The sequence below is a fragment of the Microbacterium sp. PAMC22086 genome, assembly GCF_019443525.1.
Lineage (GTDB): Bacteria > Actinomycetota > Actinomycetes > Actinomycetales > Microbacteriaceae > Microbacterium > Microbacterium maritypicum.
The window spans coordinates 867,852-890,584 of record NZ_CP080380.1; the positions used below are offsets into that span (position 1 = coordinate 867,852).

At 70.0% G+C, this 22,733-nt stretch carries 24 protein-coding genes; 17 read left to right on the forward strand and 7 right to left on the reverse strand.

Translation table 11 applies throughout. The annotated features are described in order from the left end of the window. The first annotated feature begins 1 nt into the window (after window position 1). Complete coding sequence (locus tag KY497_RS04250) at window positions 2-781, forward strand: DNA-3-methyladenine glycosylase (RefSeq protein WP_141386920.1); 780 nt, start codon at window positions 2-4, stop codon at window positions 779-781. Here KY497_RS04250 and KY497_RS04255 read toward each other — a convergent pair. After that, entirely contained in the window at window positions 721-1,467 is a 747-nt protein-coding gene (locus tag KY497_RS04255) for a substrate-binding domain-containing protein (protein ID WP_308813129.1), read from the reverse strand. The genes KY497_RS04250 and KY497_RS04255 overlap by 61 nt on opposite strands. 141 nt (window positions 1,468-1,608) lie before the next feature. Between KY497_RS04255 and KY497_RS04260 the strand changes: the two genes are divergently transcribed. The 8 genes from KY497_RS04260 (at window position 1,609) to KY497_RS04295 (ending at window position 8,390) form a co-directional block, all read left to right on the forward strand. Continuing rightward, complete coding sequence (locus KY497_RS04260; protein WP_373695270.1) at window positions 1,609-1,749, forward strand: hypothetical protein; 141 nt, start codon at window positions 1,609-1,611, stop codon at window positions 1,747-1,749. 61 nt (window positions 1,750-1,810) lie between these two features. Then, window positions 1,811-3,934, forward strand: a complete 2,124-nt coding sequence (locus tag KY497_RS04265; protein ID WP_219869897.1) for an alpha-galactosidase — start codon at window positions 1,811-1,813, stop codon at window positions 3,932-3,934. A gap of 161 nt (window positions 3,935-4,095) precedes the next feature. Further along, a complete protein-coding gene (gene rpmB, locus KY497_RS04270) occupies window positions 4,096-4,332 on the forward strand; it encodes a 50S ribosomal protein L28 (RefSeq protein WP_017203559.1) in 237 nt (78 codons plus the stop codon). Continuing rightward, a complete protein-coding gene (rpmG, locus tag KY497_RS04275; RefSeq protein WP_017203558.1) occupies window positions 4,332-4,502 on the forward strand; it encodes a 50S ribosomal protein L33 in 171 nt (56 codons plus the stop codon). The genes rpmB and rpmG overlap by 1 nt, the downstream gene beginning before the upstream one ends. 3 nt (window positions 4,503-4,505) lie before the next feature. Then, window positions 4,506-4,811 carry a 30S ribosomal protein S14 gene (gene rpsN / locus KY497_RS04280; protein ID WP_017829734.1) on the forward strand — a complete coding sequence of 102 codons (306 nt, stop codon included), beginning with the start codon at window positions 4,506-4,508 and terminating at the stop codon, window positions 4,809-4,811. Window positions 4,812-4,935: 124 nt separating this feature from the next. Beyond that, window positions 4,936-5,772, forward strand: coding sequence for a hypothetical protein (locus KY497_RS04285; protein ID WP_219869898.1), 837 nt, complete (start codon window positions 4,936-4,938; stop codon window positions 5,770-5,772). Window positions 5,773-6,013: 241 nt separating this feature from the next. Then, window positions 6,014-6,301, forward strand: a complete 288-nt coding sequence (locus KY497_RS04290; protein ID WP_017203554.1) for an HU family DNA-binding protein — start codon at window positions 6,014-6,016, stop codon at window positions 6,299-6,301. Window positions 6,302-6,389: 88 nt separating this feature from the next. Continuing rightward, the gene (locus KY497_RS04295; RefSeq protein WP_200942452.1) at window positions 6,390-8,390 is read left to right on the forward strand and encodes a cytochrome c oxidase assembly protein; all 2,001 of its coding nucleotides are present in this window, start codon (window positions 6,390-6,392) and stop codon (window positions 8,388-8,390) included. Between the two features lie 18 nt (window positions 8,391-8,408). Here KY497_RS04295 and KY497_RS04300 read toward each other — a convergent pair whose 3' ends face one another. Next, window positions 8,409-9,479: a hypothetical protein gene (locus KY497_RS04300; RefSeq protein WP_219869899.1), complete on the reverse strand. Its 1,071-nt coding sequence runs from the start codon at window positions 9,477-9,479 to the stop codon at window positions 8,409-8,411. Between the two features lie 113 nt (window positions 9,480-9,592). On the opposite strand from KY497_RS04300, the gene KY497_RS04305 reads away from it, so the two are divergent. Next, on the forward strand, window positions 9,593-10,987 hold the full coding sequence (locus KY497_RS04305) for an ATP-dependent RecD-like DNA helicase (protein ID WP_055866505.1): 1,395 nt from the start codon (window positions 9,593-9,595) through the stop codon (window positions 10,985-10,987). Window positions 10,988-11,008: 21 nt separating this feature from the next. On the opposite strand, the gene KY497_RS04310 is transcribed toward KY497_RS04305, so the two are convergent. Together KY497_RS04310 and KY497_RS04315 are read right to left on the reverse strand one after the other, a co-directional pair. Further along, window positions 11,009-11,656, reverse strand: coding sequence for a heme oxygenase (biliverdin-producing) (locus KY497_RS04310; protein ID WP_219869900.1), 648 nt, complete (start codon window positions 11,654-11,656; stop codon window positions 11,009-11,011). A 46-nt stretch (window positions 11,657-11,702) separates the two neighbouring features. Further along, on the reverse strand, window positions 11,703-12,017 hold the full coding sequence (locus KY497_RS04315) for a DUF2470 domain-containing protein (protein ID WP_055866941.1): 315 nt from the start codon (window positions 12,015-12,017) through the stop codon (window positions 11,703-11,705). Between the two features lie 95 nt (window positions 12,018-12,112). Here KY497_RS04315 and KY497_RS04320 point away from each other — a divergent pair, with 95 nt between their 5' ends. The 4 genes from KY497_RS04320 to KY497_RS04335 all read left to right on the forward strand — a co-directional run bounded on the left by KY497_RS04320 (window position 12,113) and on the right by KY497_RS04335 (window position 16,920). Further along, window positions 12,113-13,405: a serine hydrolase gene (locus KY497_RS04320; RefSeq protein ID WP_219869901.1), complete on the forward strand. Its 1,293-nt coding sequence runs from the start codon at window positions 12,113-12,115 to the stop codon at window positions 13,403-13,405. 36 nt (window positions 13,406-13,441) lie between these two features. Beyond that, window positions 13,442-14,458 carry a magnesium/cobalt transporter CorA gene (corA, locus tag KY497_RS04325; RefSeq protein WP_219869902.1) on the forward strand — a complete coding sequence of 339 codons (1,017 nt, stop codon included), beginning with the start codon at window positions 13,442-13,444 and terminating at the stop codon, window positions 14,456-14,458. A 47-nt stretch (window positions 14,459-14,505) separates the two neighbouring features. Beyond that, window positions 14,506-15,804, forward strand: a complete 1,299-nt coding sequence (locus tag KY497_RS04330; protein ID WP_219869903.1) for an FGGY family carbohydrate kinase — start codon at window positions 14,506-14,508, stop codon at window positions 15,802-15,804. A 117-nt stretch (window positions 15,805-15,921) separates the two neighbouring features. After that, window positions 15,922-16,920 (forward strand): IS481 family transposase, encoded by a 999-nt coding sequence (locus KY497_RS04335; RefSeq protein WP_179516460.1) that lies wholly within the window; start codon window positions 15,922-15,924, stop codon window positions 16,918-16,920. Window positions 16,921-16,948: 28 nt separating this feature from the next. Here KY497_RS04335 and KY497_RS04340 read toward each other — a convergent pair whose 3' ends face one another. Together KY497_RS04340 and KY497_RS04345 are read right to left on the reverse strand one after the other, a co-directional pair. After that, on the reverse strand, window positions 16,949-17,575 hold the full coding sequence (locus tag KY497_RS04340; RefSeq protein ID WP_055875000.1) for a hypothetical protein: 627 nt from the start codon (window positions 17,573-17,575) through the stop codon (window positions 16,949-16,951). Further along, complete coding sequence (locus KY497_RS04345; RefSeq protein WP_219869904.1) at window positions 17,575-18,525, reverse strand: sugar-binding transcriptional regulator; 951 nt, start codon at window positions 18,523-18,525, stop codon at window positions 17,575-17,577. The genes KY497_RS04340 and KY497_RS04345 overlap by 1 nt, the downstream gene beginning before the upstream one ends. 97 nt (window positions 18,526-18,622) lie before the next feature. Here KY497_RS04345 and KY497_RS04350 point away from each other — a divergent pair, with 97 nt between their 5' ends. The 3 genes from KY497_RS04350 to KY497_RS04360 are packed head-to-tail and all read left to right on the forward strand — an operon-like array spanning window position 18,623 to window position 21,434. Then, the gene (locus KY497_RS04350; protein ID WP_219869905.1) at window positions 18,623-19,315 is read left to right on the forward strand and encodes an SIS domain-containing protein; all 693 of its coding nucleotides are present in this window, start codon (window positions 18,623-18,625) and stop codon (window positions 19,313-19,315) included. Further along, on the forward strand, window positions 19,312-20,769 hold the full coding sequence (xylB, locus tag KY497_RS04355) for a xylulokinase (RefSeq protein ID WP_219869906.1): 1,458 nt from the start codon (window positions 19,312-19,314) through the stop codon (window positions 20,767-20,769). Before KY497_RS04350 ends, xylB begins: the two co-directional genes overlap by 4 nt. Window positions 20,770-20,777: 8 nt before the next feature. Next, window positions 20,778-21,434: a transaldolase family protein gene (locus KY497_RS04360; RefSeq protein ID WP_219869907.1), complete on the forward strand. Its 657-nt coding sequence runs from the start codon at window positions 20,778-20,780 to the stop codon at window positions 21,432-21,434. Between the two features lie 26 nt (window positions 21,435-21,460). On the opposite strand, the gene KY497_RS04365 is transcribed toward KY497_RS04360, so the two are convergent. Further along, a complete protein-coding gene (locus tag KY497_RS04365) occupies window positions 21,461-22,528 on the reverse strand; it encodes a LacI family DNA-binding transcriptional regulator (protein ID WP_219869908.1) in 1,068 nt (355 codons plus the stop codon). Window positions 22,529-22,733 lie beyond the last annotated feature (205 nt).

Genomic DNA, 22,733 nt, shown 5'->3' on the forward strand with positions numbered 1-22,733 from the left:
GATGCCCGGCGATCCCGATGTCCCCCGCGGCACCGACCGGCCGCACGAGGCGCTACGCCGTGCCGTCCGCGCCGACCTGAGCGACTCCGCGGTCGACGTCGCGCCGCGCCTGCTGGGGGGAGAGCTGCGCACGTTCGTCGCGCCCTCGGCCGATGCCGTCGCGCTCGAGGTGCGGCTGCGCATCACCGAGGTCGAGGCCTATCACGGGCAGGGCACGGGCGGGATCCCCGACCCTGGCTCCCACGCCCGCATGGGCCGCACGGCGCGCAACTCCACCATGTGGGGCGAGCCGGGGCATCTGTACGTGTACCTCAGCCACGGCATCCACTCGTGCGTGAACGTCGTGTGCGGGCCCGAGGGGCAGGGCGACGGCGTGCTGCTCCGGGCCGGCGAGGTCGTGGCGGGTGCTGAGGCCGCGGCCACCCGTCGCGGTGCCGCTCTTCCGCTTCGACGCACGACGTCGCGCGACCTCGCGCGGGGGCCGGGTCGCCTCGGGCAGGCCGTGGGGCTGCGTCATCCGCTGCACGACGGGATCGATGCCATCACGGGCGAGGAGCAGCATGGAATGCGAGCCGAGCTGTGGCTGGGCCCGCAGCGGGACGACGTGGTGAGCGGCCCGCGCGTCGGCGTCGCCGGCGTGGCCGGAACCGCGGCCTTCCCCTGGCGCTTCTGGATCGATGAGGACCCGACCGTGTCTCCGTTCCGGTGGGGGAGAGGTGCTCAGGCGGAGTCGCTCCACACGACCGGGGTGGGCAGGATGATGCCGGCGCGCGGGCGCTGATCGTCGCGCAGCTGCGCGAGCACGGCGGCCGCTGCGGCTGCACCGAGTCCTTCCGCCGGCTGGTCGACGGTCGACAGCGGCGGGGTGGTCCTGGTCGCCCAGGAGCTGTTGTCGAATCCCACGACGCCCACGTCCTCGGGAACGCGGCGGCCGGCTTGGCGCAGTGCCAGCATCGCTCCGGCGGCGACCGCGTCGGAGGCGCCGAACACCCCGTCGATGTCGGGGGCACGCGCGAGCAGCCGCGTCATCGCCGCAGCTCCCTCGGCGTACGAGTACAGCGGCGCCTCCTCGACCAGGTCCGGGTCGAAGTCGGGGCCCAGTGCGTCGGTGAACCCCGCGAGGCGATCGGTGCCCGAGTCGCGGTCGAGCGCCGCGGCGATCATGCCGACGCGCCTACGTCCTGTCGCCATCAGGCGTGAGGTCACGGCGTTCGCGGCCCCGCGGTTGTCGACGCCGACCCAGGCCGCATCCACATCAGGGGGATGGCCCACGTAGGCGACGGGAAGGTCGAGTCGCATGACCGCGTTCGTGATCGGATCCTGCGCGCGAGCCGAGACGATCACTGCACCGTCCACGAAGCCGCCGTTGAGGTAGCGGGCGACGCGTTCCGTGTCGCGCACCGAGTCCACCACGAGGCACACCATCTGGTAGTCCGCCTCGGACAGCGTCTCGTTGGTACCGAGCATGATGGCGCCGATGCCAGCCGAAGATGTTGATCGCGACGAGGCCGACACCCGCCTGCTTCATGAGGCGCACATCCTAGAAGATCTACGACGTCTTCGCCGACCGCCACCCAGGTCTCTCCCGACTTCGCGTGGGGTCCGACCATGACCCAGACCTACGCCGACGTCTCGGACGGCTTCAAGGCCGCGGTCTCGGGCAGCGGAACCCTGCTCGACGCGATCGAGAAGGGCCAGACGGCGACCGTCGACGCGCTCAAGGCGGCGTCGATCCCCGTCACGGAGTAACGCCTTTCGGAGGCCCGCCCGTATGCTCATGGGCGGGCCTCCCTTTTCGTCTGGAGCGGCAATGAGCGAACTCGTCCATCTGACCTCCGGCGGCGTCAGCGTCGTCATCGACACGACCGGAGCGCGGCTGCTGCACTGGGGTGCGGCGCTCGACCCCGTCGACCTCGAGGCGCTCGCCGCGTCGTCGACCGGCGCCGTGACCTTCAGCTCGTTCGACGCTCCTCGGGCCTTCCCCCTGCTCGCCGTCGAGGCGGACGGCTGGTCGGGCGCACCGGCACTCGCCTGGCACCGGGCGGGGCTGCACAGCGCCCCACTGCTGCGACCGACCGGGTGGGAGGCCTCGGCGACATCGCTGCGGGCGGAGTTCGCAGATGCCGAGGCCGAGGCCACCGTCATGCTCGACCTCGCGCTGGACGTCGATGGCGTGCTCACCGCGCAGCTGTCGGTCACGAGCACAGCCGCCGATGACGCCCAGCCGCTGGACCTGCTGGCCACGCGCATCCTGCTGCCGATCCCCGCCCACGCGACGGAGGTGCTCGACCACACCGGGCGTTGGACGGGCGAGCGGCACCCGCAGCGCGGCGCCCTGCGTCACGGTGCGCATCTGCGTCAGGTGCGCCGCGGTCGCGGTGGCCACGACGCCCCCTATCTGACCGCGGTCGGCACCGACGGATTCGGCTTCCGCCGTGGCGAGCTGTGGACGGCGCACGTCGCGTGGAGCGGCGACGTCGAGGTCGGCGTCGAGCGGCTGCCCGAGGGTGCCGGAGTGCACGGTGCGGTGCTCGGCGGGGGAGAGCTGCTGCTGCCGGGCGAGATCCGACTGGGGGCGGGGGAGACCTACGTCTCGCCGCGGGTGCACCTCGCCTACGGGGAGAGCGGTCTGGATTCCGTCGCCGCACGGCTTCACCGGATGGTGCGCTCGTTCTCCGCGCACCCCACGACGCCGCGGCCACTGGTGCTCAACACGTGGGAGGCGGTCTACTTCGACCACGACCCGACGCGTCTTCTCACGCTCGCCGAAGCCGCGGCTTCGGTCGGTGTCGAGCGCTTCGTCCTGGACGACGGCTGGTTCCGCGGACGCCCCGACGACAGGTCGGGGCTCGGGGACTGGTACATCGACGACGCCAAGTGGCCCGACGGCCTCCGACCTCTCGCCGATCACGTGCACGGCCTCGGGATGCAGTTCGGCCTGTGGTTCGAGCCCGAGATGGTGAACCCGGTGTCCGACCTCGCCACGCAGCATCCGGAGTGGGTGCTCGAGGCATCGCCCGATTCGCCCACCTGGCGGCACCAGAAGGTGCTCGACCTCGCCAACCCCGCCGCCGCCGCTCACCTGCTCGATCGCATCGACGGATTGGTCTCGGAGATCGGGGTCGACTTCATCAAGTGGGACCACAACCGCGACCTGCACGCCGCCGTCTCCTCGCACACCGGGCGCGCGTCCGTGCACGCCCAGACCGCCGCGTTCTACGCCCTGCTCGATGCGCTGCGTGAGAGGCATCCCTCCCTGGAGATCGAGTCCTGCGCGAGCGGCGGCGCCCGTGTCGACCTCGAGGTCCTGCGGCGCACCCAGCGCGTGTGGGCCTCGGATTCGAACGACCCTGTGGAGCGTCAGCGCATCCAGCGGTGGACCGGCACCCTCATCCCTCCCGAACTCGTGGGCTCGCACGTCGGGCCGCCGATCGCCGAGACGACCCATCGGGCGGCGTCGCTGCCCTTCCGCATGACGACGGCGCTGTTCGGTCACGCCGGCATCGAGTGGGACATCACCCGCGCCGACGAGGGCGAGCGCGAGGCGCTGAGGCGCTGGGCGGCGCTCTACCGCGAGCTGCGCCCGCTGCTGCACTCGGGCGTCACTGTGCGCAGTGATGAGGTCGATGACCAGACGCTGCTGCACGGCGTGGTTGCCGCCGACGGCTCGCGCGCCGTCTACGCCTGGGTGCGCCTGGGCACATCCGTCGACGGCTTCACCCCGCGCACGCGGATCCCCGGTCTGCCGGCGGCGCAGCGCTATCGCCTGCGGATGCGGGAGGACCTCGGGAGGGTCGCGCGGCATCAGGTCGCCGACCCCGCGTGGACCGACGCCGGGGTGGAGGCATCCGGTGCCTTCTTCGAGACCGTCGGCGTGCCGCTGCCGCTGCTGGCTCCGGGGGCGGCTCTGCTGATCGAGGCCGTTCGAGTCTGAATCGCCGCCGTGCTAAGCTGACTCTTTGTCTGCGCACACTCCTGTGCGCAGTTCGCGTGCTTCCCCTTCTGCGGCCGAGAGATCGGCGAGGCGGGGTCGCGTGCAGACAAGGGATCTTGGGTGAGGCCGTCCGGCCTCACGGTATAGAAGGAGTCACCATCATGGCAGCAGTGTGCCAGGTGACCGGAGCTGTTCCCGGCTTCGGTCACAACGTCTCGCACTCGCACCGCCGGACGAAGCGCCGCTTCGACCCGAACGTGCAGAAGAAGACTTATTTCGTTCCGTCGCTCGGTCGTAAGATCACGCTCAACGTGTCCGCCAAGGGCATCAAGGTGATCGACGTCCGTGGCATCGAGAACGTCGTCAAGGACCTCCAGGCGAAGGGTGTGAAGCTCTAATGGCCAAGAAGGCTCAGGACGTACGTCCGATCATCAAGCTGCGTTCGACGGCAGGTACGGGTTACACGTACGTGACGAAGAAGAACCGCCGCAACACCCCCGACCGCCTCGTGCTCAAGAAGTACGACCCGGTCATCCGTCAGCACGTCGAATTCCGAGAGGAGCGTTGATCAATGGCTAAGAAGAGCAAGATCGCTCGCAACGAGCAGCGCAAGGTCATCGTCGAGCGTTACGCCGAGCGTCGCGCCGAGCTGAAGAAGACCCTGGTCGACCCGAACGCCACCGACGAGGCCCGCGAGGCCGCACGCGTCGGCCTGCAGAAGCTGCCGCGCAACGCGTCGCCGGCTCGCGTGCGTTCGCGCGACGTCATCGACGGCCGCCCCCGCGGTGTCCTCACGAAGTTCGGCATCTCGCGTGTCCGCTTCCGTGACATGGCACACCGTGGCGAGCTGCCCGGCGTGACCAAGTCGAGCTGGTAAGTCTCAGCAGACAGTCGAAAGGGGCGAGGATCTTCGGATCCTCGCCCCTTTCGCGTATCCGGGGGATGCGCAGCGCGCCGCGATACCGATATCCTCTCTGTGAACCGGGGGGTGGAGAGGACTCATGAACGACTGCATCCCCGCCTCCGGCCTTCTCGCCGAGTCCGGCGCCGACCCGCTGACGCTCGCTGGTCTTCTCGTCCTGGCCGGGCTGCTCATCGCCGGCGGCCTCGTGCTGACGCTCCGCGTCGGTGGGCGCGGGCGCCGCGGCCGTCTCGCCGGAGGAGCGCTACTGCTCGCCCTCGCGGTGGCCGGCGGGGGCCTGATCGCCGCGCCCTCTTCGGCGACCGCGGCCGAGTCGTGCCCCGCGGTCCAGCCGCAGCCGCAGCCGCAGCCGGACCCCCAGCCCCAGTCGGGCGTCGATACGCGTCTCGACGTGTTCGGTGCGAGCGCTCAGGAGTGGGCGGGAACGCACGACCGTGTTCCGGAGACGGTGGCCCTGTACAACCCCGAGCAGGAGCGCGGCACCGACACGATCCCGCTCGAGACGGCTCTCGCGCAGTGCGACACCGACTACGTGCCTGGTCCTGTGCCGATGTGGCTGATCCTCGTCGACGCCGAGACCCGCGCCATCGCGTGGCGCACTCCGATCCGCAGCGCCGAGGCCGAGCCGCAGCAGTTCGTCGGCATCCCTCTCGGGACGTTCGACGTGTACCTGATCCCGGATGACCGCGCGGTCGGCGAGGTGCTGCCCGAGGATGCGAACATCGGTGTGAACTCGGCCCGCAGCTGGCTGCTGACGAACTGCGACGTCGAGTGGGAGGACACGATCCTCACGGAGGGGGCGTTCACCACGGGCATCATCGGCTGGGTCTCGGCGTCGGTCGGCGAAGGCATCAGGGCGGAGGTCACCGCCGCGAATCCGGTGCTCGAGGTGCGTCTGCTCAGCAACCTGCCCTGACCTCCGGCACCGCCGCGGGCATCCGCGACCGCGCCGATCCGGCTTCCGGGGCGCGGATCCGCCCCTCGAATCTGTGACTGGAGTGACAAAAGTGACGCGACACGCCCAGTAATTGCCCAAAACCCGCGAAATGACGCGGAAATGAGGGTGGTGGTTGGTACATTCAAGGCGGTCGCTAGACCAGGAGCATCCGCTCCGACACCCACAACGATGCGACGGGAACTCGTCGCTGGAGGATGACATGGCTGACAAGTCCATCACCAAGACCGAGCTCGTCGCGAGCATCGCAAGCGCCACGGGCCAGAGCCAGGCCACCGTCTCCGGTGTCCTCGACTCGCTGTTCGCCACGGTCTCCGACGCCGTTGCCAAGGGCAGCAAGGTCTCCATCCCGGGCTGGATCTCCTTCGAGCAGGTCGACACCGCTGCTCGCACGGGCCGCAACCCGCAGACCGGCGCCGAGATCAAGATCCCGGCCGGCAAGCGCGTCAAGGTGACCGCTGGCTCCAAGCTCAAGGCTGCCGTCAAGTAATTCGACCGCACCTCTTCGCAGGCCGCTCCCGTTCCGACGGGGGCGGCCTGCGTGCTTTCTCACCGTCGGGCGCGCCTAGGCTGGAGGGGTGAGTTCCCGCAGCGAGTCGACGAGTCGGATTTCGGCGTATCGAGTCGCCGGCGTCATCATCCTCCTCATCGCCGCCCTGGTGGCGCTGGTGCTGGCGCTCCTCGTCGGCGGAGGCGCCAAGCCGCCGCTGCTGCAGGACCCCGGTCCCTTCGTGCTCTGGGGTACGCCGATCGCGAAGCTCGTCATGAACGTCTCGGGCGCGGTCATGCTCGGCGCGCTCGTGCTCGCGCTGTTCGGCCTGCGCGCGGGGGAGCGATCGTTCGACGCCGCTCTGAACATCGCCTCGGTCGGTGCGGCCGTGTTCACGGTCTCGGCCGGCCTCGCGGGGTTCCTCGCCTTCATGGCCGCGTTCAACCCCAAGCTCAGCATCGAGCGCGAGTTCGGCACGCAGCTCGGGCGCTTCCTGCTGGAGCTGCCGCTGGGGCAGTCCTGGCTCATCACCACCATCTTCGGCGCGATCATCACGGTGCTCGCGTTCGCGTGGCGTTCGTGGACGCCCACCCTCATCACGGCGCTGCTCGCCGCGGTCTCCTTCCTCCCGCTCGCGACGCAGGGGCATGCCGGCGACCTCGCCGGGCACAACATGGCGGTCAACTCGATCCTGCTGCACACCATCGGCGCCGCCGTCTGGCTCGGTGGGCTCCTGCTGCTGGTGCTGCTGCGCGGGCGCGCCGACATCGACACCCCGCGGCTCGTCGCACGCTACTCGTCCCTCGCGATCGCTGCCTTCGCCGTGGTCGCGTTCTCCGGGGTCACCCGGTCGATCGTGGCCGTCGGAGGCTGGGACGCGCTGTGGGCGACGCCCTACGGCTGGATCGTGCTCGCCAAGGTCGTGCTGCTGGGAGGCATGGGACTGCTGGGCGCCTGGTATCGCGCACGTCTGATCCCCCGGCTCGCAGGTCAGCGGGCGGCCGGCTGGTTCTGGCTCCTCGTGCTGTGCGAGGTCGCGCTGATGGGCCTCGCCTCCGGAGCGGCCGCCGCGCTCGCGCGCACACCTCCGCCCACCGGCGAGGTCGCCGCCTTCGCCCAGACGCCCGCGCAGATCCTCACCGGCGCGACGCTGCCTCCGGAGCTGACGCTCGAGCGCTGGTTCACGGCCTGGGACTTTGACGTGCTCTGGCTCGTCGCCGCAGGCTTCGGCCTCTTCCTGTACCTCGCCGGCGTGCGGCGCCTGCGCCTGCGCGGCGACCGCTGGCCGATCCACCGCACCGTGTTCTGGGTGCTCGGCATGCTGATGCTCGTCTGGGTGACGAGCGGCCCGCTCAACGCGTACCAGGAGTACCTGTTCAGCATCCACATGATGGGCCACATGATGCTGTCGATGGCCATCCCGCTGCTGCTGGTCTCCGGCGCCCCCATCACGCTCGCTCTGCGCGCGATCCACAAGCGCGACGACGGCACCCGCGGTGGTCGCGAGTGGATCATGTGGGCCGTGCACTCGCCGTTCTCCCGCGTGGTGACCCATCCGTTCGTCGCAGCGGCGATCTTCATCCTGTCGCTGTGGGCCTTCTACTTCACCGACCTGGTGCGCTGGTCGATGTACGAGCACCTCGGTCACGAGTGGATGGTCATCCACTTCCTGATCTCGGGCTACCTGTTCGTGATGAGCCTGATCGGCGCCGACCCTGTGCCGTACCGTCTGCCCTACCCCGGTCGCCTGATCACCCTGATCGCCGTCATGGCGATGCACGCCTTCTTCGGCATCGCGATCATGATGCAGGAAGGGCTGATGGTCGCCGACTGGTTCGGGTCGATGGGCCGCGACTGGGGTGTGGATCCGCTGCAGGACCAGTACGTCGGTGGCGGCATCGCCTGGTCGATCGGCGAGATCCCGACGCTGATCCTCGCGATCACGGTCGCGATCCAGTGGAGCCGCAGCGACACCAAGCTGCAGCGCCGCGCAGACCGGCATGCCGACCGCACGGGAGACGCCGAGCTCGAGGAGTACAACGCCAAGCTCGCCGCCCTCGCGGAGCGCGACCAGCGCGGAAGCCGCTGAGGCCGACGCCCGACCCGGTCAGTCGACGGCGGGGTCGCCGGGGGAGCCGATCCTGATCGACGCGGATCCGTCGGGCAGGATCGCGATCGTCCCGGTGAGTTGGAAGGGCACGTCCTCCGCCAACGGCTGGGTCTTGCCGTCGAACAGCGAGCGGATGTCGACCTCGACGTGGGCGACCGCGTCCGTCGTCGGGATCTGCCACTGCCCGCCGTCGGGGGTGACCGTGACCTGGGGCTGCGTCGCGATCGACCACTTCGGCGCGGAGGCGAGTCGGTTCGTGACGCGCAGGCCGAACGGGCAGGCCGTCGGCTGGAGCACCTCCTGCGTCGTGCACTCCGTGAGGAAGGCCTCGACCCTTTCCTGAACCACGTCGACGAACTCATCGGTCGGCTCGGTCTGCACATCGAGCGGTGTGACGGCCAGGGGAGTGTCGGCGAGGACCCCGTGGCCCGAGGCGGTCGAGATCGCGGTGTCCACCGTCACCGCGTACAGGCCCGGCGTGAACACGAGCAGCGGCAGCGGGTCGAGCGCGACCGCATCGACGCCGTCGATCGACACCTGGCGCCGGTCGACCTCGAACCCGTTCACCGCGAACTGGTCGGCGCCGCGCACCGTCAGATCCACGACGGCCAGGGGACTGGTGGTGAAGCGCCAGTTGGGGGTGACGCCCGCCCAACCGTCCTGCTCGACCAGGAAGGTGCTGGTGCCGGCGTGTCCGCTCGCCTGGTAGCTGACGGTGACGGCCGTGCCGCCCTCTGCCGGCTTCTCCGAGGTGATCGTCACGTCGGTCAGCGGGGCGAGTGCGGCGCGGCGGAGCATCGCCTCGGACGCTCCGGGATCGATCCCGGCGGCGTCGAGGGTCTCGCGGTCGATCGCGACGCCCGGTACGCGCAGCGCATCGGCGGCGCGACCGGAGGAGAGCAGGTCGAGGTAGCGGACGACGAACGCGGACGGGCCGTAGAACTGCTGGTACAGCGTGACGCCGCCCGCTCCCAGAGCCGCGATGAGCAGCAGGCCGACGACGGCGAGCATCGCCAGATCGACCCCCAGGCGCGCACGCCGGGGCGCGCTCGCACGTGCCCGGTCCATGGCGTCAGTCTAGGAGGGCGTCCTGGGGGGACGCCGAGCGTCGGCGGCCGTGTGCGGATACCGGGACGTAGCATGGACGAGCGCCCTGTCCGTCCGCTGCCCCTGTGAGAACCGTGTCCCTTCCCGCCCTGTCCGAGGAGCAGCAAGAGCTGTTCCGACTCATCGAGGACACGGGCGAGCACGTCTTCATCACCGGGCGAGCCGGGACCGGGAAGTCGACGCTCCTGCAGCACTTCGCATGGAATACGAAGAAGCAGATCGCGATCTGCGCGCCCACGGGCGTCGCGGCGCTCAACGTCGAGGGGCAGACGATCCACTCGCTGTTCCGCCTGCCGATCGGTCTGATCGGGGATGCCGACATCGATCAGAACGACGCGACCCGTCGCATCCTGAACGCCATCGAGACGCTCGTGATCGATGAGATCTCGATGGTCAACGCGGATCTGATGGATGCGATCGATCGTTCTCTCCGCCAGGCGCGGGGACGCAGGGGCGAGCCGTTCGGCGGGGTGCAGGTCGTCATGTTCGGCGACCCGTATCAGCTGGCGCCCGTGCCGCCCCGCGGCGACGAGGCCCGATACGTGCAGGACCACTACCGCTCGTTCTGGTTCTTCGACGCGAAGGTGTGGGCGGGGACCGGCGGCGGCACCGGCGAGTCGGACCAGGAGGGGCTGTTCGCCGTCGACACGCGCGCCGAGCTGCACGTGCGCGAGCTCGTGCAGATCCACCGGCAGTCCGACGACGGGTTCAAGGCCATGCTGAACGCCGTGCGCTACGGGCGGGTGACCGCCGAGATCGCGGGCGTGCTGAACACCCAGGGGGCGCGGACACCACCGGATCCGGAGCCCGGCGAGGTCCCGATGATCACGCTCGCAACCCGCAACGACATCGTGAACAGCATCAACAGCCGACACCTGGCCGCTCTGCCGGGCAAGGAGCAGACCGCGCGCGCCGAGGTGAGCGGAGATTTCGGCAGGGGCGAGGCCGCGCTCCCGGCCGAGTCGGAGCTGAAGCTCAAGGTGGGGGCGCAGGTCATGTTCCTGCGCAACGACACCGCGATGTCCGGTGAGCCGCCGCGCTGGGTCAACGGCACGATCGGAACGGTGGTGCGCATCCTCGGTAGTGCCGTGCGCGTCGACATCGACGGTGAAGAGGTCGATGTCGAGCCCGCCGTGTGGGAACGTTTCCGCTACGCGTACGACCAGAACACGAAGAAGCTCTCCCGTGACGTCGTCGCCGAATTCACGCAGTTCCCGCTGCGTCTGGCCTGGGCTGTCACGATCCACAAGTCGCAGGGCAAGACCTACGAGCGGGCCATCATCGACCTCGGCTCCGGGGCGTTCGCGCCGGGGCAGACCTATGTCGCCCTCAGTCGGCTGACCTCGCTCGAGGGGCTGTATCTGTCGCGTGCGCTGCGACCCCGCGACATCCGGGTGGACGAAGACGTGCGTCGGTTCATGCGCGATGCCTGGCTCGCGGCATCCGCCCCCGAGCTGCCGAAGAGCTGAGCTCCCGGGCGCGGGATCCGCTCAGGCGGCGGCGCGAGCGCGGTCGAGGTCTTCGAACAGCTCGGTGTTGAAGCGGTAGGCGAGGAGCACCTCGTCGATCACGCGCTCGCGCTCGGCCTCATCCCACGGGGCGGCATCGAGCTGCTCGCGGTACACGTCCTTGAAAGCGGACGGGTCGGCGATGTCGTCGAACAGGTAGAAGCCGATGCCGTTGGTCTCGAAGCCGAAGCGACGGGCCATCACGCGACCGATGAAGATGCCGCCGGACAGATCGCCGAGGTAGCGGGTGTAGAGGTGCGCGACGAAGCCGCCGGCCCAGGTGGCGCCCACCTGGCGGATGCGGTCGACGTAGCGCTGAGTGGTGGGCAGGGCGACGATCTGCTCGCGCCAGTCGGCCCCGAGCAGGAACTCAAGGTCGGCCTCCAGCGCGGGGAGTCGGGTGAGCTTGTCGGTGATGAAGACCGAGGCCACCGGATCCTGACGCATGCGCTCGCCCGCGCCCTCGAGCGCCTCGTAGATGAAGTAGTGCTGCGCGACGAGGGAGATGTAGTCCTCGCGCGACCCCTCGCCCTTCAGGAGGTCGGACATGAAGCCGGCGGTCTCGCTGCGGGAGTGCGATCCGGACGAACGCTCGCGCAGGGCGGCGGAGAAGGAGAGGATCTCGGGCATGAGGCCAGTGTAAGGGTTGCCTAACCCCGGAGGGAAGTCGCAGTGTTCAGGCGTGCGGCCGTGGCTCGACGCCGAGGCGGGCGCAGGCGGCGTCGTAGAGAGCCACGACCTCGCGGCGCACGGCGGGGCGGTCGGCGATCGGGCCGCCGGGCCAGGGCACGCGCAGCTCGGCGACCTCACCGTCGCGGGTGATCTCCCACACGCCGGCGTCTCCGTCGAACCCGGTCATCACCGAACCGGTCACCTCGACATCCGACGGCTCCGCGAAGGCGCGGGCGATGAGGATGTTGTCATCGGTGTGGTCGCCGTTCATGTGGCGGAGAACGGCGGTGATCACGTCGGCGTCGAAGATATGGGGCACGGTGACCACCTTACGGCGGCTCCGAGATCGCTCCGGGGCCGACTTTCAGCCTCGGCGCTCTAGACTCGGGAGACACGTCCTCGGGGGTCCCTTTCATGCAGCTTCTCTCGTCGCGCCGGTGGCGCGCCGCAACGGCGACGGCAGCCGTGCTCGCTCTCGCTCTCACCGGATGCTCGTCCGAGGAGTCCTTCTCCTACACGCCGCCCGCACAGGTCGACGGTCCGCTCCCGGACGACACGGTCGCCGCGATGCAGGCCGCGGTCGACAACGCGCTCGTCTCCTCCGGTGCGACCGGTGCGATCGTCGGCGTATGGGCGCCCTGGAGCGGGAGCTGGGTGGCGGGCATCGGCACGCAGGATCGCGAAGGCGGTGCGGAGCTGTCGACCGACATGTCCTTCCGCATCGCGGACGTCACCCGTCTGATGACCTGCGACGTGCTCTATGCCCTCGCCGACCGGGACGTGGTGGAGCTCGACGCCAACGTCGCCGACTACGTCTCGGGCGTCGCCGACATGCGCGACGACGGCATCACCCTCCTCGATCTGTGCAACGGCACCAGTGGCGCGGGATCCTCCGAGGGAACCGTGAAGTCGGCCTGGCTGAACACCCCTGAGCGGGTGTGGTCGCCGCTGGAGCTCGCGGGCTTCGGGCTGGCGCGCGAGCGCGTCGCGCCCCACACGACCTTCCGCGACTCGGACGCCGGCTACCTGTTGCTCGGCCTCGCCCTCGAGCGCGCGTCGGGCATGACGGCCTCCGAGCTGATCGCCGAGTACGTCACCGAACCTCTCGCGCTGCCCGACACCTCGCTTCCCGGGCCGACCCCGGCAGCGCCGGGAACCGGCGCGGTGCTCGACGGTCACTACCTCAATGCCGTCGAGGGCGGATACGACTGCGCGGCCCCCGTCGACATCACGAAGCTGTCGTCCAGCTCGGGGTTCACCGACTCCGGTGTCGTCTCCACTATCACCGACCTCGGTCGCTACGCCCAGGCGGAGGCGAAGCAGGTCCTGCGCACGAAGGAGAAGCCGGAGCGCTTCGCCGATCCGCTCTCGGCGGCAGACGGCGCCGCATCCTGGTTCCAGGCCGCCGGCGGTGGCTACCTGGTGGGATCGATGATCGGCCAGCACGGCTGGACTCCGGGATACGCCACCGCGGCGTACTCCGACCCGGCGACCGGATTCACGGTGGCGGTTGTGCTCAACGACTCCACGGCCGGCGCCCAGTTCGCCCAGCACCTCTCGTGGGAGCTCGCAGCCATCGCCTCGAAGGCGCCGGCCGCCGACGGCCAGACGGCTCCCGAGTTCGGTCTTCCGTTCACCGCCGAGCAGTACCACCAGGCGATCACCGACGCGGCGATCGCCTGCGTCGCTCCTCCCGCCGCGGAGTGAACCCGGGCTGACCCACAGGTACTCGAAGGGGCGACGATGGCGATCATCGACAATGCGATCTACGTGGATGGCGTCCGCACCGAGAACCCGGTGACCCTGAGCGAGACGTTCGAGCGCATGCGCGAACGCGACGGCATGGGGTGGATCGGCCTCTATCGACCGAGCGAGGAGGAGATCCGCGAGGTCGCCGAGGAGTTCGGGATCCACGCGCTCGTCGTGGAGGACGCCCTCTCCGGGCACCAGCGCGCGAAGCTCGAGCGCTACGGAGACGTGCTGTTCATGGTGCTGCGACCGGCCCGCTATCTCGACGACCTCGAAGAGGTCGAGTTCGGCGAGGTGCATGTGCTGGTCGGTCCCGACTTCGTGGTGACGATCCGGCACGCGGAGTCCCCCGACCTCGGCCGCGTCCGGCGTCGCCTCGAAGCCGACCCCGCGCTCCTCGCCCACGGCCCCGAAGCCGTGCTGTACGCCATCCTCGACGAGGTCGTCGACGAGTACACGCCCGTCCTCGCGGGGCTCGAGAACGACATCGACGAGATCGAGAGCCAGCTGTTCGAGGAGAACACCGACGCCACGCAGCGCATCTACGATCTGAGCCGGGAGGTCATCGACTTCCAGCGGGCCACGCAGCCGCTGTCGGGGATGCTGGAGGCACTGCTTCAAGGGTCGGACAAGTACCAGGTGACCGAAGAGCTGCAGCGGTATCTGCGCGACGTGCTGGATCACACCCTGCGCGTGAGCGACCGCGCGACGACGTTCCGCACCGTGCTCGACAACGCGCTCACCGTCGAATCGACCATCGTCGCACGCCGCCAGAACGAGGAGATGCGGCGGATGACGGAACTCAGCATCCGTCAGAACGACGAGGTCAAGAAGATCTCGGGATGGGCGGCGATCCTGTTCGCGCCCACGCTCGTCGGCACCATCTACGGCATGAACTTCGACCACATGCCGGAGCTGCACTGGCTGCTCGGCTACCCCATGGCGGTCGGCATGATGATCGCGCTGGGCTTCGGCCTGTACGCGGCGTTCAAACGCAAGGGCTGGCTCTGACACCGAGCCGGATGAGTGCCCGTCGCCCCGCATGGGATGATCGCAGCATGGAACTCGTGGCGGGAATCGACTCCTCGACCCAGTCCTGCAAGGTCGTCATCGCAGACGCGGTCTCCGGCACGGTCGTCCGCGAAGGGCGGGCGGCTCACCCGCCGGGAACCGAGGTCGACCCGGAGGCCTGGTGGCAGGCGATCGCCGCGGCGGGCGGACTCGGCGACGTGCGCGCGTGGGCGATCAGCGGGCAGCAGCACGGGATGGTGGCGCTGGACAGCAGGGGACGCGTCGTGCGGCCCGCCCTGCTGTGGAACGACCTGCGCTCGTCGGATGCGGCAACGGCACTGATCGCCCGGTACGGCGCGACGGCCCTCGCGGAGCGCACCGGCCTCGTGCCCGTGCCCTCGTTCACCCTCACCAAGGTGCACTGGCTGCGCGAACACGAGCCCGAGCGCGCCCGTGCGGTCGGTGCCGTCGCGCTCCCGCATGACTGGCTCACCTGGCGTCTGCGGGGTTTCGGCCCCGACTCCCGTCTCGGCGCCGACTTGGATGAGCTCGTGACCGACCGTTCCGAGGCCTCGGGAACCGGGTACTGGACGGATGCCGGCTATGACCGGGAGCTCTTCGCCGAGGCGCTGGGGCACGACGCGGTGCTGCCGCGGGTCCTCGCCCACGACGCAGCGGTCCGCGATGCCGACGGCCGTTCGGTCGGACCGGGATCCGGGGACAACGCCGGCGCCGCGCTGGGTCTGGGAGCTCGTGTCGGAGACGTGGTGGTGTCGATCGGCACGAGCGGGACGGTCTTCGCGACGAGCGCTCATCGCACGATCGACCCCTCGGGAACGGTCGCCGGATTCGCCGACGCAGCCGACGGCCATCTGCCGCTCGTCGCGACCCTCAGCGCCGCGCGGGTGCTCGACACGCTCGCCGCCCTCCTCGGAGTGGATCACGAAGAACTCAGCCGACTCGCCCTTGCTGCGTCTCCCGGTGCCGGCGGTCTGGTGCTCGAGCCGTACCTGGAGGGCGAGCGCACCCCGAACCTCCCGGATGCGACCGGAACCCTATTCGGCATGACGCTCGCCTCGACCACGAGAGAGAACGTCGCTCGCTCGGCCTATGAGGGCGTGCTCGGCGGTCTGCTGTTCGGCCTGAACGCGATCCGCGACCTCGGCGTGCCCACGGAGCGGGGCATCCTCATCGGCGGTGGCGCCCGGTCCGCGGCCGTGCGCGCGATGGCTCCCGAGATCCTCGGCATCCCGATGACCGCGCCGCCCGCCGGCGAATTCGTCGCCTGGGGCATGGCCCGCCAGGCGGCGCGCACGCTCGGACTCGAGCTGCCTCCGGCCGCCTAGGTGTGATGTCCAGGGACGTTGTTTCGGCGACACGGCCGTGAAGAGCTGAGAGGTGAGGGCCTCCGGTTGTGAAGTGGAGCTGTTGAGTTCAACCGCTTCAGGAACCAGGAGGCCCTCGTGTCCCACGCTAACGCTGCCCTGACCCCACGCGCCCGGCTTCGACTGGCGCGCCTGATCGTCGAGGATCACTGGCCGCCGCAGGTCGCGGCGAAGATGTTCATGGTCTCGCCCGTGACCGCCCGGAAGTGGGCGGCCAGGCTGCGCCTGGAGGGACCTGCTGGGATGGCTGATCGTTCGAGTCGCCCGCGATCGATGCCGACGAAGACCCCGCTGCCGCAGGTCAAGAAAATCGTGAAAGCGAGGTGGCGGCGGCGTCTCGGCGCGGTTCAGATCGCTGGCGAACTCGGTCTGCCCGCCTCGACCGTCCACGCGGTCCTGGTGCGCTGCCGCATCAACCGGCTCAGCCATATCGACAGGGTCAATGGGGAGCAAATCCGCCGCTACGAGCACGATCATCCCGGATCGCTGATCCACGTCGACGTCACGAAGTTCGGCAACATCCCCGACGGCGGCGGCTGGCGCTTCGTCGGCCGCGTCCAAGGCGAACGCAACCGAGAGGCCACCGCCACCCGCACCAAGAGCAGGAACCATCGTTACGAGCCGAGGCTCGGCACTGCGTTCGTGCACACCGTCATCGACGACCACTCCCGCGTCGCTTACGCCGAGATCTGCTCCGACGAGAAAGCGGACACCGCGATCGGTGTTCTCCGCCGAGCGGTGTCCTGGTTTGCCGACCGCGGTGTCACTGTCGAGCGCGTCCTCTCGGACAACGGCTCGGCCTACAAGTCTCACGCCTGGCGCGATGCCTGCATCGATCTTGGGATCACGGCGAAGAAGACCCGGCCTTACCGTCCACAAACGAATGGGAAGATCGAGCGCTTCCACCGCACCCTCGCCGACGGCTGGGCATACGCGAAGCTCTATCCCTCAGAGACTGAGCGCCGCAAAGCACTCCCGGGCTGGCTGCACTTCTACAATCATCACAGGCACCACTCCGCGATCGGAGCCCCGCCCATCAGCAGAATCGAAAACAACCTGCCTGGACATCACACCTAGGGCGCCTGCAGGTCGGGAAGTCGGGAGGTCAGGCCGAGGCGTCGGCCCCGGCGGCGAGGACCTCGGCCCAGGCGTCCTCCTGGTCGAACACCAGGTCGGTGCCGACGACGGCCCAGTCGGCGCCGGCGGAGGCGAGGGCGTCGTGGTGCAGGCGGCGCACGCCGCCGTCGACGGCGAGCCGACGGTCGGGCGAGGCTCTGCGCAGGGCGGTGAGCTTGTGCAGGACAGCGGTGTCGAACGCGCTTCCGGCCTGACCGGGGACGATCGACATGCACAGCACCGCGACATCGGCTGGCACGTCGGCGGCGCGGGTCTGCGGTGAGACTGCGAGGCCGGGGGTGGCGCCGCGCCGCTCGATGCGCACGAGTGCCTCCTGCCAGTCGTCGCTCTCGATGTGCACGAAGACGAGGTCGCAGAACGTGGTCCAGGCGTCCACGTCCCGCCCAGCCCGATGAGCCATCACGTGGGCTTCGGCAGAGAGCCCGGTCGCGGAGGCCAGCTCGGCGGCGGAGTCCGGGGGGAACCCTCCCGCCGCGGCGAAGCTGCCGTCGGTCGTGTCCCAGTGCAGCCGACGCAGACCGGCGTCCCGCAGCCGCAGCGCGGTGGTCAGGCGATCCTCGGCGGGAACGGACCACAGCGAGCCGGCGATCCGCATCAGCGATCCTCCGCGAGCACGGCCTCGGCGAGAGTGTGGTCGGTGAACAGCTCGGTGATGAGCCCCACACGGGACACCGTCCGGATCGCATCGGCCTTCGCGGCTCCACCGGCGACGGCGACCACACGCGGCACCTTCTGCAGCTGCTCGTACGAGATGTTGACGCAGCGGTCCTGGAAATCGGGGTCGACCGGGGTGCCGTCGCTCTGGATGAGGATGCCCGCGATGTCGGCGACGCATCCCTTGCTGAGAGCGTTGGCGAGGTCGTCGATGGGCAGCACGTCCCGCACCTGCGACACCGGCGGGTTCCAGGCGCCGACCGAGAGCAGGGCGGTGGTGACCGCGGGGAACAGGTCCATGGCCGAGCGGATGTCGGGATGGCGGCGCAGGCTCTTCGCGGTCTCGAGGTCGTCGACGATCAGCGGGGAGAAGATCGGGTAGACATCCCCGCCGGAACGGCGCGACGTCTGGCGCACGACCTCGATGGGTGACGATGCCAGGTCGCCGGCCACGACGCCGGTGAGCTGCACGATCGACAGCCGGGGGAGGTGGTCGAACTGACTCACGGTCGCGGTCAGGGTGCGGCCCCAGGTGACGCCGAGCACCTCGTCCTCGCGCAGGCTCTCGCCGAGCGCCCGCGCCGCCGCCCCGCCGATCTGTCGACGCACGGTGTCGTCGTCGCCGTGAGAGCGCACGACGAGGCATCGCTCGAGGCCGAGCTTCTCCTGCAGCCGCTGGCTCAGCTCGACGTCGGGCAGACCCCAGTCGTGGATCTCGATCGTGACGACGCCCTCTTCGCGGGCGCGGGTGAGCAGCCGGGCCACCTTGAAACGTGAGATCCCCAGGGCGTCGGAGATGTCGACGCGGGACCGGTCTTCGAGGTAGTGGGCGCGGGCGACGGCTGCCATGAGGGCGCGATCGTGGTCCATGCCCGTCGATACCTCGCTCATTTGAGCGTCGAAATCACGAAACTGTGACATATGTGACGGCTGCCTTTCTTCGGCACGAGGAGCTTCCTATGCTCAAACGTACATCCAAGCATCACAGATGAGCGCGACTGATTCCATCGTGCGATTGAAGGAGCAAGAGTTGACGGTCAATGACGACATCCTCGCGGTAGCGCGCGGACGCCTGCGTGCAGAGGCCGATGCCGTGGCAGCGCTGATCGACACGGTCGACGACTCGCTCGTCACCGCGGCGTCGCTGATCCTCTCCGGCACGGGCAAGCTCTTCATCGGCGGCTCCGGCACATCCGGCACCGTCGCGCGGCGGATGGCGCACATCCTCTCAGTGACCGGCACCCCGTCGCTGCCCTTCTCGCCCATGGACGGCCTGCACGGAGCCTCCGGTGCGATCACGGCTGCCGACATCGTGCTGCTCATCTCGAACGGCGGAGCCTCCGGCGAGGTCGTGCAGCTCGCCCGCATCGCCCGCGGTCGTGGGGCGCGGGTGATCTCCCTCTCGCGCAGCCACTCGACGCCGCTCGCGTTCCTGGCCGACCACAGCGTCGCCGTCGCCGTGCAGCCTGCGGCCGACATCGGCGGCATCGTCGCGACCGGCATCACGATCGCGCAGTCGGCGTGGGGCGACGCGCTCGCCGAGGTGCTCATGCGCGGGCGGGGGTACACCTGGGCCGAGTTCATGACCACGCATCCCGCCGGCGCTGTCGGTCGCCTCGAGGACCTTCCGGCAGACGCCGACCGGATCGTCATCCCCGCGTACCGGGAGGTCGCGTCATGATCGATGTGGTCGCCGGAGTCGACAGCTCCACCCAGTCGTGCACCGTGGAGCTCCGCGACGCCGTATCCGGAGCGCTCGTCTCGACCGGCCGCGCCCCGCATCCGGTCACCCACCCGCCGATCAGCGAGCAGGACCCCGAGTCCTGGTGGCAGGCGCTGGTCGCGGCGATGGGAGACGCGCGCCGCGACGTCGAGGTGCGCATCATCGGCGTGAGCGTCGGCGCGCAGTGTCACGGTCTGGTGGTCTCCGATGAGGCCGGTCGCCTGCTGCGCCCCGCGCGCCTCTGGAACGACACCACCTCGGGGTCGCAGGCTGCCGCGCTGCTCGACAGGCATCCCGCCTCCTGGTGGGCCCAGCAGATCGGGATCGTCCCCTCGGCCGCCATCACCATCTCGAAGCTCGCGCTCCTGGCAGAGACCGACGCGGATGCGTTCGCGCGCGTCCGCCACATCTCGGTGCCGCACGACTGGCTCACGTACCGGTTGACCGGACGCCGTGTCACGGATCGCTCGGACGCCTCGGGAACCGGGTACTACTCCGCCGACACCGGGCGTTGGCGCACCGACATCCTCGACGAGGTCGTGGGGGAGCGCGACTGGGCCCCGCTGCTTCCCGAGGTGCTCGCACCCGATGAGGCGGCCGGACGGATCGCACCCGCCGCGGCCGCAGAGCTCGGCATCGACCCCGGCGCACTGGTCGGCGCGGGCGGTGGCGACCAGCATCTCGCCGCGCAGGGCATCGGGCTCGGCGAAGGCGACATGGCGTACAGCCTCGGCACCTCCGGCGTCGTGTTCGCGACCACCCCCGACCCCGTCGTCGACGTCACGGGTTCGGTCGACGGCGTCGCGAACGTCACAGGCGGCTATCTTCCGCTCGTCTGCACGCTCAACGCCACCAAGGTCACCGACACCATCGCGCGGCTGCTCGCGGTCGATCACGCCGCGCTCGCCGCCCTCGCCCTCGCCGCGCCGCTGGACCCGGAACGCCCCCTGCTCGCGGCCTACCTCGACGGTGAGCGCTCGCCGCGACTGCCCTCGGCGCGCGGCATGCTGGCGGGTCTGAGCACCGCGACCAGCCGCGAGCAGCTCGCATTGGCCGCGTTCGAGGGGGTCGCCCTCGGCCTCGTGCGAGGAGAGCGTGGGATGGCGTCTCTCGGCATCCCCGTGACGGGACGCACTATCGCCATCGGCGGGGGAGCGCGGTCGCACGCCTACCGGCAGATCATCGCCGACCTGACAGGTCGCGCCGTGCACACCGTCGATGCGCCGGAAGGCACGGCGCGCGGCGCTGCGATCCAGGCCGCAGCGGTGGTGCGCGGCGAGACCGTCGCCGCCGTCACGGCCGCCTGGCGCCCCGAGGCCACCTCGGTCACCGAGCCGGTCGCCGATCGCGGTGACATCTGGGACCGCTACATCCGCCTGGCCGACCTGCAGTCCGACGGCGAACGCTTCTAGGAGGACCCGTGCTCTACATCGACAGCGCCGACCGTGACCTGCTCGCGCCGCTTCTGGCGACCGGGTTGTTCGCCGGTGTCACCACCAACCCCGCGATCCTCGATCGCGCCGGACTGACCGCCGACGACCTGCCCGCTCTCGCCACCTGGCTGCGGGATCGTGGCGTGACCCGCTTCTACGCACAGGCGACCGGGACGACGATCGAAGAGCTGCGCGACACCGCCCGGCGGATCGCGGATCTCGGCGGCGACGTGGTGATCAAGCTCGTGGCGTCAGCCCCGGCGCTCACCGTCGCGCGCGAGCTGACGGACGCCGGACGCGAGGTGCTGATCACGGCGGTGTACCACCCGTCCCAGGCCCTCCTCGCCGCCGCTGCCGGAGCGCAGGAGGTCGCACCCTACGTGGGCAGGGCGAGCGAGAACGGTCGCGAAGGCGTTGCGCTCGTCGCGGCGATCGCCCGAAGCGTGCCGAGCATGCGCATCCTGGCCGCGAGCCTGCGCTCCGCCGACCAGGTCGCGGCCGTCGCCGGGGCCGGCGCGCACGATCTCACGCTCGCTCCGGCGATCGCCGGCGCCCTCTTCGAGGACGAGCTTACGCTCGCCGCGACCGCGGAGTTCGAGGAGCTCGTGGCAGCGGCGGCGCGTGCAGCGGCGGTGCCGTCATGACCCCGCCGGACTCCTGCCGCGCGCTCTCAGGGACGCGGAGGACCGCTCGTCGCCCTCACCTCGAGCGAGGTCGGCAGGAAGCGTCGCCGCGGGGTCTCGGCCAGTGCATGGCTCAGCAGCATCTCGCCGGCGATGCGGCCCTTCTCGACGAGTGGCTGGCTCACCGTGGTGAGGCCGACGCGTCCCGCTTCGGGGATGTCGTCGAAGCCGGTGATCGTGAGGTCGCCCGGCACGCTCAGACCCTGACGGCGTGCGGCGTCGAGTGCGCCGATCGCGAGGACGTCTCCGAAGCAGCAGATCGCCGTGAGGTCGGGGTGGCGCTGGAGCAGGGCCTGGAGGGCGGCGGCGCCGGACTCGACCGCGTTCTCGAAGCGCTCCTCGACGACCAGCGGAACGCCGCCCAGGCCGTCGCGGAGACCGGCGATCCGGTTGCGCTGCACCGAGTAGACGGCCTGCGTCCAGCGGTCCTCGTCGGCGGGGCCGTTGTAGCGCGCGCGCCCGAGGCGCGAGGTGATGACGCCCACCTTCCGGTGGCCGAGATGGGCCAGATGCTGCCCGAGCTCGGCGGCGGCGGCACGATCGTCCAGCCCGACCCAGTCGGCGGTGAGGGCGTCGCGCGGCTCGTCCACCACCACGGTGGGCAGGCGGCGCCGCAGCGCGGCGTCGAGGTGCGGATCGCCCTCCGGGACCGAGTAGAAGACGAAGCCGTCGACGACGGCCCCCATGACGTTCGACACCCGCGACGCCCCGACGGGCGGGCCGGTGGGCAGCAGCAGCAGGTTGAGCCGCGCCTCCTGGAGCGTGGTCGAGAGCCCCGCCAGCAGGGCCACGGAGGCGGGGTCGGCCAGGGCGAAGGGCATCTCGTCGGTGAAGACCACGCCAATCGTCTCGGACTTCCCGCGGCGGAAGCGGCGGGCCGCGGCATCCGGTCCCGCATAGCCGACGGCTTCGGCGGTTGCGAGCACACGTTCTCTGACGTCGTCACTGACCCGCTCCGGGTGGTTGTAGACGTTCGAGATCGTGGCCGGCGACAGGCCGAGCGACCGGGCGATGCTCGTGAGCGTCGGCGGCGGCGCTCCGGGCGTCTTGGTCATCTCTTCAGCCTAGCGGATTTGACGTTTCAAGAGCGAGTGGACCACTTCTCTCTGCACTGTTTCATTGATAAATCAGGGATGGATGAGGAATTGTTGACGTCTATAGATTTACGTTCTAATATTCAAGCGATCGCAAGCCCCCGGATCGACACGCGTCGCCCGGGCAGGCTCGTCGCCGGATACCCGAACCGCTCCGGGCGCAGAA